Source organism: Pseudomonas sp. ANT_J12, assembly GCF_008370045.1.
Lineage (GTDB): Bacteria > Pseudomonadota > Gammaproteobacteria > Pseudomonadales > Pseudomonadaceae > Aquipseudomonas.
The window spans coordinates 736,628-752,997 of record NZ_VOBN01000001.1 but is presented as its reverse complement, the minus strand read 5'-3'; the positions used below and the strand labels follow the sequence as shown (position 1 = coordinate 752,997).

The window sequence follows — 16,370 nt, the reverse complement described above, 5'->3', positions numbered from 1 at the left end:
TGGGTTGATCGACACAACGCCTTCGCGGGCAAGCCTCGCTCCTACAGAAAGCCAAACAAAAAGCCCCGCCTGATCAGATCAGGCGGGGCTTTTGTGTTTCAGCGTGACGCTTAGTTCGAGCTAACCGCCGAACGTGGAATCACTGGCTGGTTGTCGTTGGAAATGGTCACTTCCACCCGACGGTTCATGGCACGGCCCGAAACGCTGGTGTTTTCAGCAACCGGGTATTCCTTGCCATAACCCTGGGCAACGATGCGTGCTGGATCAACACCCATCTTCACCAGCGCCATGCGCACGGAGCCAGCGCGACGCTCGGACAGCGACTGGTTATGACCCGCGCTACCGGTGCTGTCGGTATAGCCTTCGACAATCACCTTACGGTCCGGGTTTTCCTGAAGGAACTGCGCCAGTTTGTTGATGTTCACCAGACCGCTGGATTTCAGGTCGGCACGGTCGGTGGCGAACAGCACGTCACCGAAGGTCACCAGCGTACCGCGATCGGTCTGCTTGGCGTTCAGGCTGTCTTGCAGCTGTTTGATCTGCTGGTCGCGAGCGTCCAGACGGGCCTGGGCACGTTGGGCGGCAGCGTTTTTCAGATTGGCTTCAGCGGTGCGCAGGGCGATGGTCTGCTTGGCCACTTCCACGCGCTGGTTGGTCAGGTAAGCCAGTTGATCAACCTTGGCCTGGTCCTGTTTGTCCTGGTAAGCCTTGTCGGCCTTGTCCAGGTAATCACTGGCGTCTTTGGTCTCAAGGGCCGCGACTTTGCTGGCTTGCGGGTTGGCTTGCAGGCCGGAGTAGTTCACGCGGGCCTGTTCCAGGTTCGCGTTCGGCTGGGTGGAGCAGGCAGCCAGGGCGACGCTTGCGGCCAGGAGAGCGGGGATCATCAATTGTTTACGCATAATGGTTCGTCCTTTCTATCGATAAGAGCTTCAGGCGTGTGGTCCGGATGCGCGCTTACTGCACAGTGCGCTGGCTTTCCTGACGCAGTTCCTGAACACCTTTCTGGGAATCCTTCACAGCTTGTTCGGCTTTGATCGCCTGGGCCTTGCGTTCAGCGACGCGAGCGTCCCATTCGGCTTGTTCGGCCAGGGTGCGGGCTTCGTCATACTTCTTGTCGTGCATGGCGATTTCAGCTTGTTTGAGCTTGTCCTGGGCGGACTTCATTTCCACGGCTGCGAATTCAGTACCACCGGCGCTGACGGCGCTGTTCACGGCGGATTGGGTCACGGCGTATTGCTCGCTCGGCGGGTTGCCAGCGCAACCGGCGAGGACGAAAGTGCTGCCGATCGCCAGTGCAGCCAGTTTCAGACCGCGCAGGTGGGTGAACGAGGATTTGGCAGTGCTGGTCTTCATGGTCTTCAACTCCATTGGGTATCTCCTGAAAAACATCTAAATCCCTCCTGGTGTGAGGAGCCGTAACCGAATGTTCAAAACGTTTAATGAAACGGCCGTACCAGGTGTGGTTACTGGGTACGACCCGAGCTGTTTTTCAAAAGTTCAGAGAAGATGGCTAATTGCCTAAAAAAACTTTGACCGGGCGGACAAGGCTCTAGGACGGGAACTTTCGCGATGCGCAGGGGTATCGACGGGTTTGGGCGGGGTTGGAAACAGGCATGTTTGGGGAGGCGAGAGGAGGGAGCGGTATTGAGATTTTTGTTGTTTTGACTGACGCCTTCGCGGGCAAGCCTCGCTCCTACAAAGGTCGCGTAACCCTGTAGGAGCGAGGCTTGCCCGCGAAGGCGTTTGACCTGATTCGCCTCAATGTTTTTGCTTGTCGCCATCCGCCGACAAATCATGCAAATGCCGCCGGGACAACGCGAGAAAGCGTGGGGTCGGGCCAACGTCTTCGTACAGCGGATCGCCTTCTTCATCGGTGGCAACCACGGTCTGGCCTTTCACATACGGGAAGCTCGCTTCGAGTTCTTCCAGCGCGGCGCCGATCAGTTCGCCCAGCAGTTCTTCGGGATGCCGTTTGGGGTACATCTCGGTGATCGCTGCCAGCCGGGCGGCGGCTTCCACGTCCAGGTGAATGGTGTAGCCAGTGTCGGTCAGGCGACCCTTGGCGTTTTCTTCCCAATGCTGGGCTAGCTCACGGATTTTCATAGTGACCTCATGACGCTCCTGCTCTTGGCAGGCGGTGTGAGTGTCCGGCGGTGTTCGCCGGTAAGCCGTTGTGCGGCTTACTGTTGAGACTAGCTTTAAGCCACAAGGTTTAAAGTCCCTTTGTCGTGTGGCTTGTAAGAACCGGTCTGGAGCGGCACTCTTGAAGTTCGTAGCCGCCCGGATTTTTTGCTGGAGAACTGCTGATGACCGATATTGATGCACGCTTGCGCGAGGACGTTCACCTGTTGGGTGAGCTGTTGGGCAACACCATTCGTGAACAGTACGGGGACGGTTTTCTCGACAAGATCGAGCAGATCCGCAAAGGCGCCAAGGCTGACCGTCGCGGTTCGATGGACGCCGAGCTGAGCGCCAGCCTCAACCAGTTGAGCGAAGACGAGTTGCTGCCGGTGGCGCGGGCGTTCAATCAGTTTCTCAACCTGGCCAATATCGCCGAGCAATATCAGCTGATTCACCGCCGCGAAGAGTCGCAACCGGCACCGTTCGAGTCTCGCGTTCTACCCGAAATACTGGCCCGCCTGCGCGCCGAAGGCCACAGCGCCGAATCCCTGGCCAGGCAACTCGGACGCCTGGAAATCGAACTGGTGCTGACTGCGCACCCCACCGAAGTCGCGCGCCGTACCCTGATCCAGAAATACGACGCCATCGCCGCGCAACTGGCGGCCCAGGATCACCGCGACCTGACCAGCGCCGAGCGCGAGCAGATCCAGGCCAAATTGCAGCGCCTGATCGCCGAAGCCTGGCACACCGAAGAAATCCGCCGCACCCGCCCCACGCCCGTGGACGAAGCCAAATGGGGCTTTGCGGTGATCGAGCATTCCCTGTGGCAAGCCATCCCCAACTACCTGCGCAAGGCCGATCAAGCCCTGCACGCCGCCACTGGCCTGCGTTTGCCCCTGGAAGCGGCGCCGATTCGCTTTGCTTCGTGGATGGGCGGTGACCGCGACGGGAACCCGAATGTCACGGCGGCGGTCACCCGCGAAGTGCTGTTGCTGGCGCGCTGGATGGCAGCGGATTTGTACCTGCGCGATGTCGATCACCTGGCTGCCGAGTTGTCGATGCAGCAGGCCAGCGAAGCCTTGAAAGCCAAGGCCGGCGACAGCGCCGAGCCGTATCGCGCGGTGCTCAAGCAATTGCGTGAACGCCTGCGGGCAACGCGTAACTGGGCGCAAGCCTCGTTGACGAAGACCACGCCAGCCCCGGCCGATGTGCTGCAAAACAATCGAGACCTGCTCGATCCGCTGGAGCTGTGCTTCAACTCGCTGCACGAGTGCGGCATGGGCGTGATCGCTGACGGCCCGCTGCTCGATTGCCTGCGCCGGGCGGTGACGTTCGGGCTGTTCCTGGTGCGCCTCGATGTGCGTCAGGATTCGTCCCGGCACACCGCGGCCATGACCGAAATCACTGATTACCTGGGCTTGGGTCGCTACGAAGACTGGAGTGAGGAAGAGCGCATCGCCTTCCTGATGCGCGAACAGAACAACCGTCGGCCGCTGCTGCCGGCGTACTTCAAGCCGTCCGCCGATACCGCCGAAGTGCTGGCGACCTGTCGGGAAATCGCCGCCGCACCCGGCGCGTCCCTCGGCTCTTATGTGATTTCCATGGCCGGTGCCGCTTCCGACGTGCTTGCCGTGCAACTGCTGCTCAAAGAGGCTGGCGTATTGCGGCCGATGCGTGTGGTGCCGCTGTTCGAAACCCTCGCCGACCTCGACAACGCCGGCCCGGTGATTGAAAAACTGTTGCTGCTGCCGGGCTATCGCGCGCGCCTGCAAGGGCCGCAGGAAGTGATGATCGGCTATTCCGACTCGGCCAAGGACGCCGGCACCACGGCGGCGGCCTGGGCGCAGTATCGGGCCCAGGAACGTTTGGTGGATATCTGCCGCGAGCAACAAGTGGAACTGCTGTTGTTCCACGGTCGCGGCGGCACTGTGGGCCGTGGCGGCGGTCCGGCGCACGCGGCGATTCTGTCGCAGCCGCCGGGGTCGGTGGCGGGGCGTTTCCGTACCACCGAGCAGGGGGAAATGATTCGTTTCAAATTCGGCCTGCCGGACATCGCCGAACAGAATCTCAATCTGTACCTGGCCGCCGTGCTCGAAGCGACGCTGCTGCCGCCGCCACCGCCGGAGCCGGCGTGGCGCCACTTGATGGACGAATTGGCCGCCGACGGCGTCAAGGCTTACCGCGCCGTGGTGCGGGAAAATCCGCAGTTCGTTGAGTACTTTCGCCAGTCGACCCCGGAACAGGAACTCGGCCGTTTACCGTTGGGCAGCCGCCCAGCCAAGCGCCGCGCGGGCGGGATAGAAAGCCTGCGCGCGATTCCGTGGATCTTCGGTTGGACTCAGACGCGCCTGATGCTACCGGCCTGGCTCGGTTGGGAGGCAGCCCTGAGCAAGGCATTGGAGCGCGGTGAAGGTGAACTGCTGGGGCAGATGCGCGAGCAGTGGCCGTTCTTCCGCACCCGCATCGATATGCTGGAAATGGTGCTGGCCAAGGCCGACGCAGACATCGCCCTGTCTTACGATCAGCGCCTGGTCGAGCCCGATCTGCTTCCTTTGGGTGCGCATTTACGCGACCTATTGTCGCAGGCTTGCGCGGTGGTCCTTGGGCTGACCGGGCAGTCTCAGCTACTGGCACATAGCCCAGACACCCTGGAATTCATTCGCCTGCGTAACACCTACCTCGACCCGCTTCATCTATTGCAGGCCGAGCTGTTGGCCCGTTCGCGACAACAGGAAGTGGCGCAGGGCAGCCCGGTAGAGCAAGCGCTGCTGGTGTCTGTGGCGGGGATTGCCGCCGGTTTGCGAAATACCGGCTAAGGTTTTCCTCTTGGGGCCGGGCACTTTGCGCTCGGGCCCGTTGCCTCTGGGCGAAGGGCGCAAAAGGTCTGGCAGGCGACAGTTAATGACGGGGTTGCGACTAGGGATACCTCGTCCAAAGGTCACGACAGGCGCGGGTTTCTCCGACTTTCGGCGGCTTGTGTGGTCAGGGCCTGCTGTGTATCTTGATCAGCCTTTGGCCGTTTGGGCGGCCACGACCCTATTTTTGAGATTGGCCCCACGAGGCGAATCTGACGTTATCTATATAAAAAATTGAGGAGCACATCGATGCGCGTCATTCTGCTGGGAGCTCCCGGGGCCGGTAAAGGTACTCAGGCTAAGTTCATCACCGAGAAATTCGGCATTCCGCAAATCTCCACTGGCGACATGCTGCGTGCAGCGGTCAAGGCCGGCACCGAGCTGGGCCTGGTCGCCAAGAGCGTCATGGACAGCGGTGGTCTGGTCTCCGATGACCTGATCATCAATCTGGTCAAGGAACGTATCAGCCAGGCCGATTGTGCCAACGGTTTCCTGTTCGACGGTTTCCCGCGCACCATTCCCCAGGCTGAAGCCCTGGTGAAAGCCGGCGTCGAGCTGGACCACGTGGTCGAAATCGACGTCAAGGACGAAGACATCGTCCAGCGTATCGCCGGTCGTCGTGTCCACGAGGCCAGCGGCCGCGTGTACCACATCGTCTACAACCCGCCGAAAATTGCCGGTAAAGACGACATCACCGGTGAAGAGCTGGTGCAGCGCAAGGACGACACCGAAGAAACCGTGCGTCATCGCCTGTCGGTCTACCATGCCCAGACCGAGCCACTGGTGAAGTTCTACCAGGAGCTGTCCACTGCTCAAGGCAAGCCGAAGTACAGCCACATCGAAGGTGTTGGCTCGGTTGAAGCGATCACCGGCAAGGTGCTTGAAGCGCTGAACTGAAAAGTCTGAATCGCTTCATCTTCTACGGCCCGCTTGCGGGCCGTAGTTGTTTATACTGGCGCACTTTTACTGACCTCTCTTACGGAAACATCGATGAGCACCTTGCTGGCCCTGGACACCGCGACTGAAGCTTGCTCCGTTGCCTTGCTGCATGACGGCAAGGTGACGAGCCATTACGAGGTGATCCCGCGCCTTCATGCGCAAAAATTGTTGCCGATGATCCAGCAGTTGTTGGCCGACGCCGGCACGACCCTGCAAGCGGTGGACGCCATCGCCTTCGGCCGTGGGCCGGGCGCGTTCACGGGCGTGCGGATCGCCATCGGCGTGGTTCAAGGTTTGGCCTTTGCCCTGGAGCGCCCGGTGTTGCCGGTGTCGAACCTGGCCGTGCTGGCCCAGCGCGCTTATCGCGAACACGGTGTGAGCCAGGTCGCGGCGGCCATCGATGCGCGGATGGATGAAGTGTATTGGGGCTGCTACCGCGAAACGGCAGGGGAGATGCGGCTGGTCGGCAACGAAGCCGTGCTGCCGCCGGAAGTGGCGGCGTTGCCGGCGGATGCCAGCGGCGAATGGTTCGGCGCAGGCACCGGTTGGGGTTATGCCGAGCGCATCGGCGTCAGCCTGACCGGGCAGGATGCGGGCATGTTGCCCCATGCCGAAGACCTGCTGACTCTGGCGCGGTTTGCCTGGGAGCGCGGTGAGGCGATTGTGGCGGATTTGGCGCAGCCGGTTTATTTGCGCGACAAAGTCGCCACCCCGAAAGCGCGGTGACGTACACGCTTTTGTGGCGAGGGGGCTTGCCCCCGTTGGGCTGCGAAGCGGCCCCAAATCCAGCACCCGGTTATGCCTGATGCACCACATTGACTGGTTCTACGACTGCTGCGCAGCCGAACGGGGGCAAGCCCCCTCGCCACAATGAGTATTCCAGATGCGGCCAATCGTCAGTTTCTAACCCCGGGCTTTAAACCTTTTTCCTTTTATGTGTTCTAGTTATCACTCGACAGTTTGCGAAGTGGCTTGCGCGCCACTAAACTGCCATCACTGATACCGAGCATGCACTTATGCGTATAGACGGCTTTTCTTCTCAGTCCTACCCCATCAAGCGCAAGCCTCGCAAAGGCAATGTCGCGCTGGATGAATCCGTCGATGATATCGACGGCGAGCTGGAAATCCCGTCCGAAGAACAAATGGCCGCCCGCGCCGCCAAAGCTTCCGCGCAACGCTTGAGCAATCTCCCCGCCCGTCAGCAAGACATGATCTACCACCGCGCCATGAGCAAGAGCGTGGCGATGGCCCTGGCCAGCTACTTGAGCACCGCCGGTTTTGTCGATTGGGACGCTGATGTGCTGGGCCTCGATCTCTACATCTGATGTTGCTGCCTTACTACCTCGGTTGCCCGTCCTGGAGTGAAAACGCCTGGCGCGACTATCTCTACCCGCAAGACGCCAAACCCGCCGAATTCCTCAATCTGTATTCCCAAGTGTTCAACGCCGTTGAAGGCAATACCACCTTCTACGCGAGTCCGGCTGCCTCCACTGTGCAGCGCTGGGCCGACACCATGCCCGAACACTTTCGCTTCACCGCCAAATTCCCCGGCGACATCAGCCACAGTGGCGACCTGCGTGAACAACTGACCGCCGTCGATACCTTCCTGCAATTGCTCAGCCCGCTGGGCGAACGTGTGTCGCCGCTCTGGTTGCAACTCTCCAAAAGCTTCACCCCGCAACGACTGTCGGAACTGGCCGGTTTTATCGATGCGGTGGACCGACCGCTGGCGGTGGAAGTGCGGCATGACGAATTCTTCGCCAAGGGCGATGCCGAGCGCATGCTCAATCGCCTGTTGCTGGATCGCGGCGTCGAGCGGATCTGCCTCGATCCGCGGGCGCTGTTCAGTTGCATCTCGACCGATCCGTCGGTGCTCCACGCCCAATCGAAAAAGCCCAAGGTGCCGCCGCGCCCCGCGGCGTTCACCCAATTCCCCCAGGTGCGATTCATCGGCCATCCGCAATTGGAAGCCAACGATCCGTTCCTCGTGCCCTGGGTCGAGAAAATCGCCACGTGGATCGAAGAGGGCCGCACGCCCTATATCTTCCTGCACACCGCCGACAACCTGCTGGCGGCGAAACTGGCGCAACGTTTCCACGGGCAACTGATGCTGCGTTTGCCTGGCTTGCCGCCGCTGCCTGAGCTATACAGAGAGCCCGCCGCCGAGCAACTTGGTTTGCTCTGAGGCGGATTTCTTCCTCTTCTCAGGAGCCTGCCAATGGATGCGCAAACCCTTCGAGCCCAGGCGTTCAAAGCGCTGCATGAACGCGCGGGGGCTTTTGTCATTCCCAATCCGTGGGACGCCGGCTCGGCGAAGATGCTCGCCAGCCTGGGTTTCGAGGCGCTGGCGACCACCAGCGCCGGTTACGCTTTTTCCAATGCGCGCCCCGATGGCGGCTTGTCGCTGGACGACACCCTGGCCAATGTTCGGGCGATTGTCGCGGCGACGGATCTGCCGGTGGCGGTGGATCTGGAAAACGGCTTCGCCGACGACCCGGCCGAATGCGCCCAGAGCATCTTGCGCGCAGCCGAGGCGGGGGCGGTCGGCGGTTCGATTGAAGACGCGACTGGTCGTGAAGACGCGCCGATCTACTGCTTCGAACATGCCGTGGCACGAGTCGAAGCCGCGGGGAAAGCGGCGCGCAGCCTGCCGTTCCCTTTCATGTTGACGGCCCGCGCCGAGAACTTCCTGCACGGCAATCCTGATCTGGATGACACCATTCGCCGCTTGCAGGCATTCGCCGAGGCGGGCGCCGACGTGTTGTATGCGCCGGGCCTGCGCAGCGCCGAAGACGTGTTGGCGGTGGTCCGTGCCGTGGCGCCGAAACCGGTGAATGTGTTGATGTCCGGTGGCCTCAAATTGACGGTCGAGCAGTTGAGCGAGATGGGCGTCAAACGCATCAGCGTCGGTTCGGCCCTGGCCCTGGCGGCGTATGGCGAATTCTTCCGCGCGGCGCAAGAGATCAAAACCTCGGGCACCTTCAGTTTTACCTCGCGCTCCATGCCGTACGCGACGGCCAATCAGTTCTTCAAGGACTGACGATGCGGTTTGCCAAGGGATTGCTGCTGGTGTTGTTGGTGATGGGGGCGGCGGGGATCAGTGTCTGGCGTGGCTGGATTCCCGTGCCCGCGCCGTGGAATCCCTGGGCGCCGCTGGACGTGAACGCCGCGCCGAATTTTCTGACCCGCTACAAACTGATGCGCCTGCGCAATGATCCGCAATTGTGCGATCAGGCGCTGAGCAGTTCCGGTTTGCGCGTTTCGCGCCAGGCCGACAGCCCGGACGCGACATGCCCGTTGACCAATACCTTGCGCGTTCAGGGCGGCGAGGTGGCCCTGAGCAGCAGTTTCCTCGCCAGTTGTCCGTTGGCGGTGGCGTTCGCCCTGTTCGAGCGCCACGCCTTGCAGCCGGCGTCACAGGCGGTTTACGGCCAGGCGGTGACGCGGGTCGATCACCTCGGCAGTTTCGCCTGCCGCAACATGTACAACCGCGAGAATGGTGCCCGCAGCCAGCATGCCGGCGCCAACGCGTTGGACATCGCCGGTTTCCGCCTGGCCGATGGCCGAACCATCAGCGTGCTCAAGGATTGGCCAAAAGATAACCGCGACGCACAATTTCTACGCCAGGTGCGCGACGGCGCCTGCGACATGTTCAGTGTGGTGTTGAGCCCGGACTACAACGCCGCCCATCGCAATCACTTTCATGTGGATGTGGGGCCGTGGTGGGTGTGTCGCTGAAGGGATGCTGAGGGATCAGGCGGCGATGCGCAGGTTTTGCAGGACGATTGGGCGAGCCCAGCCGTTATCGAAATCGAGTTGTTTCTGCTGTTCAACCAGTTCTTCTGGCGAGAACGGCGGGAACGGTTTGTCCAGCAGGTGCAGTTCGAATTCGGCAATCGGCAGATGCAGCGGACGCGGCTGCGGTGCCGGGCCTGCGGCTGGCACCGGTTGGCCGGCGGTGAGGACGATTGGGCGGACCCAGCCACTTTCAAAGTTCTGCTGTTGCTGCTGGGCGACGATTTCTTCCGGCGGGAACGGCGGGAAAGGTTTGTCGGCCAGGTCCATTTCGAACTCGGCAATCGGCAGGAACAGCGGCTCTGGCGGCTTGACCTGGGTTTCTGTCACATCGCATTCGCGCTGGGAAATGATGTGCGCGTAGAGCTCGCTGCCAACGGTCGGCTCCACCGGGCTTTCCAGATCCACCGGTGGAAACGTCCCGCACGCCGGCATCACATCGCTCGACTGTTCGGCCAGGGCCTGGGCAAAAAAATCTTGCCACAGGTGACTGACGCCGCTCAGTGCTTGGGAGTTTCGCAGGCCATAATCGCCATGACGCGATAAGTAGCCTACGGATGTGGTTTGAATGTCTGACATTTTTCTCGGTCGACGCTCAGCTCTGGCAAAATGCTCGATAGTTTTGTTATCGGACGTTTTTGGCCGATCATTAATTTTTTGAGCACCTTTTCCCATGATTGAACAACCCGCGGCCTGCCGCATCCATGTCGAGGCCTCGGCCCCGGCGTTTCAGCCACAGGCCGAGCAATGGGCCGAGCGCCTGGGCTTGCCCCTGCAGGTGGATGACGGCGAGTTTGCCTTGCAGGTGGGCGAGCAGGGTTTGCAGCTGCAACAGCTGGGCCCCGATGCGCCGGGGCCGGTGCGGGTGGACTTCGTCGAGGGTGGCGCGGCCCATCGCCGGTTGTTCGGCGGCGGCACCGGGCAGATGATCGCCAAAGCGGTCGGCATCGCCCAAGGCGTGCGCCCACGGGTGCTGGATGCCACGGCGGGGCTGGGCAAGGATGCGTTCGTGCTGGCGAGCCTGGGTTGCGAGATGAGCCTGATCGAACGTCAGCCGTTGATCGGCGCGTTGCTCGAAGATGGCCTGGCCCGTGGCGCGGAAGATTTCGACGTGGCGCCCATCGTGGCGCGGATGCGCTTGCTCAAGGGCAATTCGATTGAAGTGATGCGCAATTGGGAAGGCGAGCCGCCGCAGGTGATTTACCTCGACCCGATGTTCCCGCACCGTGAGAAAACCGCGCTGGTGAAGAAGGAAATGCGCCTGTTCCGCCCGCTGGTAGGGGATGACCCGGATGCGCCGGCGTTGCTTGAAGCGGCGTTGGCCCTAGCCAGCCATCGGGTGGTGGTCAAGCGCCCGCGCAAAGCGCCGTGTATTGCGGGGCCCAAGCCCAGTCATGCGCTGGATGGGAAATCCAGCCGGTATGACATTTATCCGAAGAAGGCGTTGAAGCCCTGATACCGAGTCGCTCCATTCGCGGGCAAGCCTCGCTCCTACAGGATCTGCGCGAACCCTGTAGGAGCGAGGCTTGCCCGCGAAGGCGCCCGACTAGGCGCCAACAATCTCAGGCCTGTAAGCCCGCATAAACAACCCCACCACTTCCCGCACATGACTTTCCGCCGCGTCGCCAATCAACGGCTCACCGCAGCCATACAACAACCGGAAATTCCCCGCCCCCTTGAGCAGGCAAAAGAAATGCTCGGCGGCATTGCGCGGTTTATCGATGCTCAGCGCGCCGGTCTGATCGATCCGGCTCAGCAAGCGCTCCATGCCATTCAACATGCGCTCCGGCCCGGCCTCGAAGAAGATCAGCGACAGTTTCGGGTCCTGGCTGCCCAGGCTGATCATCAAGCGATGCAAGTTCACGGATTCATCACTGTTGATCAGCTGATGAAAGCCCCGGGCGATGTTCAGCAGCACCGATTCCACCGAAATGCCTTCCGGCAATTCGAAGAACAGCGGTGGCAATTGCTCTTCGCACTTGGCCACCACGGCGGCGGAGAACAGGGTCTCCTTGTCGTTGAAATGGCTGTAGACCGTCAGCTTTGACACCCCGGCCTCGGCCGCCACGGCGTCCATGCTGGTGCTGGCATAACCATTACTCAGGAACAGAATTTTCGCCGCATCGAGGATGGCCTGGCGCTTGGCCAGATCCTTGGGGCGGCCCGGACCACTGGATGCTGAAGGATTGTTCGACATTCTTCGCTTTTAATACTGGACTGGTGAGTTTGCTATTAATAACATACCGGCCAGTATAATTATTCCAAGCACCATTAGCGAAAGGTCCTTCACCATGTTCCGCTATGCCTTGCCCCTCGCGTTGCCAGTCAGTCTGGCTTTTTTATTGTCGGCGTGTGGTCACGACGAGGCACCGCAAGTCAGCGTGCGACCGGCCATGGTGGTGCAGCCCGAGCCTTCGGCCCAGGCGATGGAAAGCTTTCCCGGTGAAGTGCGCGCCCGTTATGAGCCGGACCTCGCATTCCGCATTGGCGGCAAAGTCAGCCGACGACTGGTCGAGGAAGGCCAGCGGGTCAAGGCCGATCAGCCTCTCGCCGAGCTCGATCCCCAGGACGTGCGCCTGCAACTGGAAGCCACCCGCGCCCAGGTCACTGCCGCCGAAGCCAATCTGAACCTGGTCCGCGCCGAGCGGGATCGCTACAAGACCCTGATGGACCGTCAGATGGTCAGTAAATCCGCGTACGACAATTCCGAAAACCTTTACCGATCCGGTGAAGCGCGCCTCAAGCAAATCAAAGCCGAATTCAACGTCTCGACCAATCAGGCCAGCTACGCCGTGCTGCGTGCTCCCCAGGACGGGGTGGTGGCCAAGCGTGCGGTGGAAGTCGGCCAAGTGGTCGCCGCCGGACAAACCGTGTTCACCCTCGCCACCGATGGTGAGCGCGAAGTGTTGATCAGCCTGCCGGAACAAAGCTTCGGCCGTTTCAAGGTTGATCAACCGGTGTCGGTGGAGCTTTGGACTCAGCCCGGTCAACGTTTTACCGGACGCATCCGCGAGCTGTCGCCGGCAGCCGATCCCAAGTCCCGAACCTTCGCCGCGCGCATTGCCTTCAACTCCGGCAAAGTCCCGGCCGAACTCGGCCAGAGTGCCCGGGTGTTTATCCAGACCGCTGCCGTAGTCTCACTGGCCGTGCCGCTGTCGGCGGTCACCGCGGAAAACGGTGCGACCTACGTGTGGGTGGTCGGCGCCAACAATAGGTTGAAGAAAGTCCCGGTGCGGGTCGGTGCCTTCGGTGAGAAAACCGTGCCGGTACTGGAAGGCTTGAACGCCAGCGACTGGGTGGTGGCCGCCGGTGTCCATGTGCTTCACGACGGGCAGCAAGTGCGCCCGGTGGATCGCTCCAACCGCGTGGTCAATCTGGCGGACAAGGAGTAATCCCCGATGGGTTTCAATCTTTCTGAATGGGCGCTGCGTAACCGCCAGATCGTACTGTTCCTGATGCTTTTGCTGGCGATCGTCGGCGCACTTTCCTACACCAAGCTCGGCCAGAGTGAAGACCCGCCGTTCACTTTCAAGGCCATGGTGATTCGCACCAATTGGCCGGGGGCCACGGCCCAGGAAGTCTCGCGCCAGGTTACCGAGCGTATTGAAAAGAAGCTGATGGAAACCGGCGAGTACGAGCGCATCGTCTCGTTCTCCCGTCCGGGTGAGTCTCAGGTGACGTTTATCGCCCGGGATTCGATGCACTCGGCGCAGATTCCGGACCTGTGGTATCAGGTCCGCAAGAAGATCAGCGATATCCGCCAGACCCTGCCGCCGGGCATTCAAGGCCCGTTTTTCAACGATGAGTTCGGCACCACCTTCGGCAATATCTACGCCCTGACCGGCGACGGTTTTGACTACGCGGTGCTCAAGGACTACGCCGACCGCATCCAGATTCAGCTGCAACGGGTCAAGGATGTGGGCAAGGTCGACTTGCTCGGCTTGCAGGACGAGAAGATCTGGATCGAACTGTCCAACGTCAAACTGGCGACCCTTGGGCTGCCATTGGCGGCGGTGCAGCAGGCCCTTGAGGAACAGAACGCGGTGTCTACTGCCGGGTTCTTCGAAACCAGCAGCGAGCGATTGCAGCTACGGGTCACGGGGAGTTTTCAGACGGTCGATCAGATAAAAAGCTTCCCGATCCGGGTCGGTGATCGCACGTTCCGCATCGCCGATGTCGCCGACGTGCGTCGCGGTTTCAACGATCCACCGGCGCCGCGCATGCGTTTCATGGCCGAAGATGCGATCGGTCTGGCCGTGGCGATGAAGGATGGCGGCGACATTCTGGTGCTGGGTAAAGCTCTCGAAGTCGAGTTCGACCGCATCCAGAAAAACCTCCCGGCCGGCATGCAACTGCGCAAGGTCTCGGACCAGCCTGCTGCGGTGAAAACCGGGGTCGGCGAGTTCGTCCAGGTGCTGGTGGAAGCCTTGGCCATCGTGTTGCTGGTGAGCTTCTTCTCCCTCGGTGTGCGCACCGGCATGGTCGTCGCGTTGGCCATTCCGCTGGTATTGGCGATGACCTTCGCCTGCATGTATTACCTGGGCATCGGCCTGCACAAGATTTCTCTCGGTGCACTGGTACTGGCCCTGGGGTTGCTGGTGGACGACGCGATCATCGCCGTGGAAATGATGGCGATCAAAATGGAGCAGGGCTTCGACCGCATCAAGGCCGCCAGCTATGCCTGGACCAGCACCGCGTTCCCGATGCTCACCGGCACCTTGATCACGGCCGCCGGGTTTCTGCCGATTGCCACCGCGCAATCGGGCACCGGCGAATACACTCGCTCGATTTTCCAGGTGGTGACCATCGCGCTGCTGGCCTCGTGGATTGCCGCCGTGGTGTTTGTGCCGTACCTGGGGGAAAAACTCCTGCCGGACCTGGCGAAAATTCACGCCGCCAAACACGGCACGGCTGACGGCCAAGCCGACCCTTACGGCACACCGTTCTATCAACGGGTCCGGCGCCTGGTGGAGTGGTGCGTGCGCTGGCGCAAGACCGTGATCACGCTGACGGTCATCTTGTTCATCGCTTCCATCGTGCTGTTTCGCTACGTGCCGCAGCAGTTCTTCCCGGCCTCGGGGCGTCTGGAACTGATGATTGATCTGAAACTGGCCGAAGGCGCGTCCCTGAGCAACACTGCCGACGAGGTTAAACGCCTTGAAGGCCTGTTGAAGGATCACGCCGGCATCGACAATTACGTGGCCTACGTCGGCACCGGCTCGCCGCGCTTTTACCTGCCACTGGATCAGCAGTTGCCTGCGGCGAGCTTCGCCCAGTTTGTGGTCCTGGCCAAGACCATCGAGGAGCGCGAAATCCTGCGCACCTGGCTGATCGAAACCCTCAACGAACAATTCCCGGCCCTGCGTTCACGGGTCACGCGCCTGGAAAACGGCCCGCCGGTTGGCTATCCAGTGCAGTTCCGCGTCACCGGCGAACACATCGAAGAAGTCCGCGCCCTGGCCCGTAAAGTGGCGGAGAAGGTTCGCGAGAATCCCCATGTGGTCAACGTCCACCTGGACTGGGAAGAACCGAGCAAAGTCGTGTACCTGAACGTCGATCAGGACCGCGCCCGGGCCCTTGGCGTGAGCACCGCCAGCCTGTCGAAGTTCTTGCAAAGCTCCCTGACCGGTTCCAGCGTCAGCCAGTACCGCGAAGACAACGAGTTGATCGAAATCCTGCTGCGCGGCACGGTGCATGAGCGTACCGAACTGTCGTTGCTGCCGAGCCTGGCGGTGCCCACCGACAACGGCAAAAGCGTCGCGCTGTCGCAGATCGCGACCCTGGAATACGGCTTCGAAGAAGGCATCATCTGGCACCGCAACCGCCTGCCCAACGTGACGATTCGCGCCGACATCTACGGCAAGGAACAACCGGCGACCCTGGTGCAACAGATCTTGCCGACCCTCGACCCGATCCGCGCCGAACTGCCCGACGGCTACTTGCTGGAAGTCGGCGGCACGGTCGAGGACTCGGCCCGCGGGCAGAACTCGGTGAAGGCGGGTGTGCCACTTTTCATCGTGGTCGTGCTGACATTGCTGATGCTGCAACTGCGCAGTTTCTCACGCACCGCGATGGTGTTTTTGACAGCGCCATTGGGACTGATCGGCGTGACCCTGTTCCTGATGGTGTTCCGTCAACCGTTCGGCTTCGTCGCCATGCTCGGGACCATCGCGCTGTCCGGGATGATCATGCGCAACTCGGTGATCCTGGTGGACCAGATCGAACAGGACATCGCCGCCGGGCTCAAACCGTGGCAAGCGATCATCGAGGCGACGGTGCGCCGGTTCCGGCCGATTGTGCTGACGGCACTCGCCGCGGTCCTGGCGATGATTCCGCTGTCGCGCAGCGTGTTCTTCGGGCCGATGGCAGTGGCGATCATGGGCGGGTTGATCGTCGCGACGGCGTTGACGTTGCTGTTCCTGCCGGCGCTGTATGCGGCGTGGTTCAGGATCAAGAAAGACCCGGCCTGATTCCCCACGCAGGAGCAGCCTTCGGCAGTTCCTACAGGTATTGATCGTTCCCATGCTCTGCGTGGGAATGCCGCCATTGACGCTCCGCGTCAGCCTTTGATGTGAAGCGGAGCGTCACGGGATGCATTCCTTTGCTGCGCGTGGGAACGATCAAGATCGCGGCCTGCGGTAGCTCCTACAGGAATTTCAG

General features: G+C 61.3%; 15 protein-coding genes. 10 read left to right on the top strand and 5 right to left on the bottom strand.

Translation table 11 applies throughout. The features are described 5' to 3' along the window. Positions 1-110: 110 nt before the first annotated feature. From FQ192_RS03720 to FQ192_RS03710, 3 genes are all read right to left on the bottom strand, one after another. Positions 111-899, bottom strand: a complete 789-nt coding sequence (locus FQ192_RS03720; protein WP_149657410.1) for an OmpA family protein — start codon at positions 897-899, stop codon at positions 111-113. 55 nt (positions 900-954) lie between these two features. Further along, positions 955-1,368: a DUF4398 domain-containing protein gene (locus FQ192_RS03715; protein WP_149657409.1), complete on the bottom strand. Its 414-nt coding sequence runs from the start codon at positions 1,366-1,368 to the stop codon at positions 955-957. A 390-nt stretch (positions 1,369-1,758) separates the two neighbouring features. Beyond that, on the bottom strand, positions 1,759-2,103 hold the full coding sequence (locus FQ192_RS03710; RefSeq protein ID WP_149657408.1) for a pilin assembly protein: 345 nt from the start codon (positions 2,101-2,103) through the stop codon (positions 1,759-1,761). 203 nt (positions 2,104-2,306) lie between these two features. Here FQ192_RS03710 and ppc point away from each other — a divergent pair, with 203 nt between their 5' ends. The 7 genes from ppc (at position 2,307) to FQ192_RS03675 (ending at position 9,653) form a co-directional block, all read left to right on the top strand. After that, positions 2,307-4,937, top strand: a complete 2,631-nt coding sequence (ppc, locus tag FQ192_RS03705) for a phosphoenolpyruvate carboxylase (protein WP_149657407.1) — start codon at positions 2,307-2,309, stop codon at positions 4,935-4,937. 288 nt (positions 4,938-5,225) lie between these two features. Continuing rightward, on the top strand, positions 5,226-5,873 hold the full coding sequence (gene adk, locus FQ192_RS03700; protein ID WP_149657406.1) for an adenylate kinase: 648 nt from the start codon (positions 5,226-5,228) through the stop codon (positions 5,871-5,873). A 93-nt stretch (positions 5,874-5,966) separates the two neighbouring features. Continuing rightward, a complete protein-coding gene (gene tsaB / locus FQ192_RS03695) occupies positions 5,967-6,641 on the top strand; it encodes a tRNA (adenosine(37)-N6)-threonylcarbamoyltransferase complex dimerization subunit type 1 TsaB (RefSeq protein WP_149657405.1) in 675 nt (224 codons plus the stop codon). Between the two features lie 290 nt (positions 6,642-6,931). Further along, positions 6,932-7,240 carry a hypothetical protein gene (locus tag FQ192_RS03690; RefSeq protein ID WP_149657404.1) on the top strand — a complete coding sequence of 103 codons (309 nt, stop codon included), beginning with the start codon at positions 6,932-6,934 and terminating at the stop codon, positions 7,238-7,240. Next, complete coding sequence (locus FQ192_RS03685) at positions 7,240-8,100, top strand: DUF72 domain-containing protein (RefSeq protein WP_149657403.1); 861 nt, start codon at positions 7,240-7,242, stop codon at positions 8,098-8,100. Before FQ192_RS03690 ends, FQ192_RS03685 begins: the two co-directional genes overlap by 1 nt. Before the next feature lie 33 nt (positions 8,101-8,133). Further along, positions 8,134-8,955 carry an oxaloacetate decarboxylase gene (locus FQ192_RS03680; protein WP_149657402.1) on the top strand — a complete coding sequence of 274 codons (822 nt, stop codon included), beginning with the start codon at positions 8,134-8,136 and terminating at the stop codon, positions 8,953-8,955. A gap of 2 nt (positions 8,956-8,957) precedes the next feature. Continuing rightward, the gene (locus FQ192_RS03675) at positions 8,958-9,653 is read left to right on the top strand and encodes an extensin family protein (protein WP_149657401.1); all 696 of its coding nucleotides are present in this window, start codon (positions 8,958-8,960) and stop codon (positions 9,651-9,653) included. A gap of 15 nt (positions 9,654-9,668) precedes the next feature. Here the strand turns inward: FQ192_RS03675 and FQ192_RS03670 are convergent, their stop codons facing one another. Next, positions 9,669-10,289 (bottom strand): energy transducer TonB, encoded by a 621-nt coding sequence (locus FQ192_RS03670; RefSeq protein ID WP_149657400.1) that lies wholly within the window; start codon positions 10,287-10,289, stop codon positions 9,669-9,671. Between the two features lie 94 nt (positions 10,290-10,383). On the opposite strand from FQ192_RS03670, the gene FQ192_RS03665 reads away from it, so the two are divergent. After that, positions 10,384-11,166 (top strand): class I SAM-dependent methyltransferase, encoded by a 783-nt coding sequence (locus FQ192_RS03665; RefSeq protein ID WP_123405700.1) that lies wholly within the window; start codon positions 10,384-10,386, stop codon positions 11,164-11,166. 90 nt (positions 11,167-11,256) lie between these two features. On the opposite strand, the gene FQ192_RS03660 is transcribed toward FQ192_RS03665, so the two are convergent. Continuing rightward, positions 11,257-11,907 (bottom strand): TetR/AcrR family transcriptional regulator, encoded by a 651-nt coding sequence (locus FQ192_RS03660; protein WP_149657399.1) that lies wholly within the window; start codon positions 11,905-11,907, stop codon positions 11,257-11,259. A 94-nt stretch (positions 11,908-12,001) separates the two neighbouring features. On the opposite strand from FQ192_RS03660, the gene FQ192_RS03655 reads away from it, so the two are divergent. Next, positions 12,002-13,102 (top strand): efflux RND transporter periplasmic adaptor subunit, encoded by a 1,101-nt coding sequence (locus tag FQ192_RS03655; protein WP_149657398.1) that lies wholly within the window; start codon positions 12,002-12,004, stop codon positions 13,100-13,102. Between the two features lie 6 nt (positions 13,103-13,108). Beyond that, positions 13,109-16,180, top strand: coding sequence for an efflux RND transporter permease subunit (locus FQ192_RS03650; protein WP_149657397.1), 3,072 nt, complete (start codon positions 13,109-13,111; stop codon positions 16,178-16,180). Positions 16,181-16,370: the final 190 nt, after the last annotated feature.

Bases quoted from the DNA above. Each gene is read 5' to 3' on its own strand.
- FQ192_RS03720 (WP_149657410.1), bottom strand. From the start codon at position 899: ATGCGTAAACAATTGATGATCCCCGCTCTCCTGGCCGCAAGCGTCGCC.
- FQ192_RS03715 (WP_149657409.1), bottom strand. From the start codon at position 1,368: ATGGAGTTGAAGACCATGAAGACCAGCACTGCCAAATCCTCGTTCACC.
- FQ192_RS03710 (WP_149657408.1), bottom strand. From the start codon at position 2,103: ATGAAAATCCGTGAGCTAGCCCAGCATTGGGAAGAAAACGCCAAGGGT.
- ppc (WP_149657407.1), top strand. From the start codon at position 2,307: ATGACCGATATTGATGCACGCTTGCGCGAGGACGTTCACCTGTTGGGT.
- adk (WP_149657406.1), top strand. From the start codon at position 5,226: ATGCGCGTCATTCTGCTGGGAGCTCCCGGGGCCGGTAAAGGTACTCAG.
- tsaB (WP_149657405.1), top strand. From the start codon at position 5,967: ATGAGCACCTTGCTGGCCCTGGACACCGCGACTGAAGCTTGCTCCGTT.
- FQ192_RS03690 (WP_149657404.1), top strand. From the start codon at position 6,932: ATGCGTATAGACGGCTTTTCTTCTCAGTCCTACCCCATCAAGCGCAAG.
- FQ192_RS03685 (WP_149657403.1), top strand. From the start codon at position 7,240: ATGTTGCTGCCTTACTACCTCGGTTGCCCGTCCTGGAGTGAAAACGCC.
- FQ192_RS03680 (WP_149657402.1), top strand. From the start codon at position 8,134: ATGGATGCGCAAACCCTTCGAGCCCAGGCGTTCAAAGCGCTGCATGAA.
- FQ192_RS03675 (WP_149657401.1), top strand. From the start codon at position 8,958: ATGCGGTTTGCCAAGGGATTGCTGCTGGTGTTGTTGGTGATGGGGGCG.
- FQ192_RS03670 (WP_149657400.1), bottom strand. From the start codon at position 10,289: ATGTCAGACATTCAAACCACATCCGTAGGCTACTTATCGCGTCATGGC.
- FQ192_RS03665 (WP_123405700.1), top strand. From the start codon at position 10,384: ATGATTGAACAACCCGCGGCCTGCCGCATCCATGTCGAGGCCTCGGCC.
- FQ192_RS03660 (WP_149657399.1), bottom strand. From the start codon at position 11,907: ATGTCGAACAATCCTTCAGCATCCAGTGGTCCGGGCCGCCCCAAGGAT.
- FQ192_RS03655 (WP_149657398.1), top strand. From the start codon at position 12,002: ATGTTCCGCTATGCCTTGCCCCTCGCGTTGCCAGTCAGTCTGGCTTTT.
- FQ192_RS03650 (WP_149657397.1), top strand. From the start codon at position 13,109: ATGGGTTTCAATCTTTCTGAATGGGCGCTGCGTAACCGCCAGATCGTA.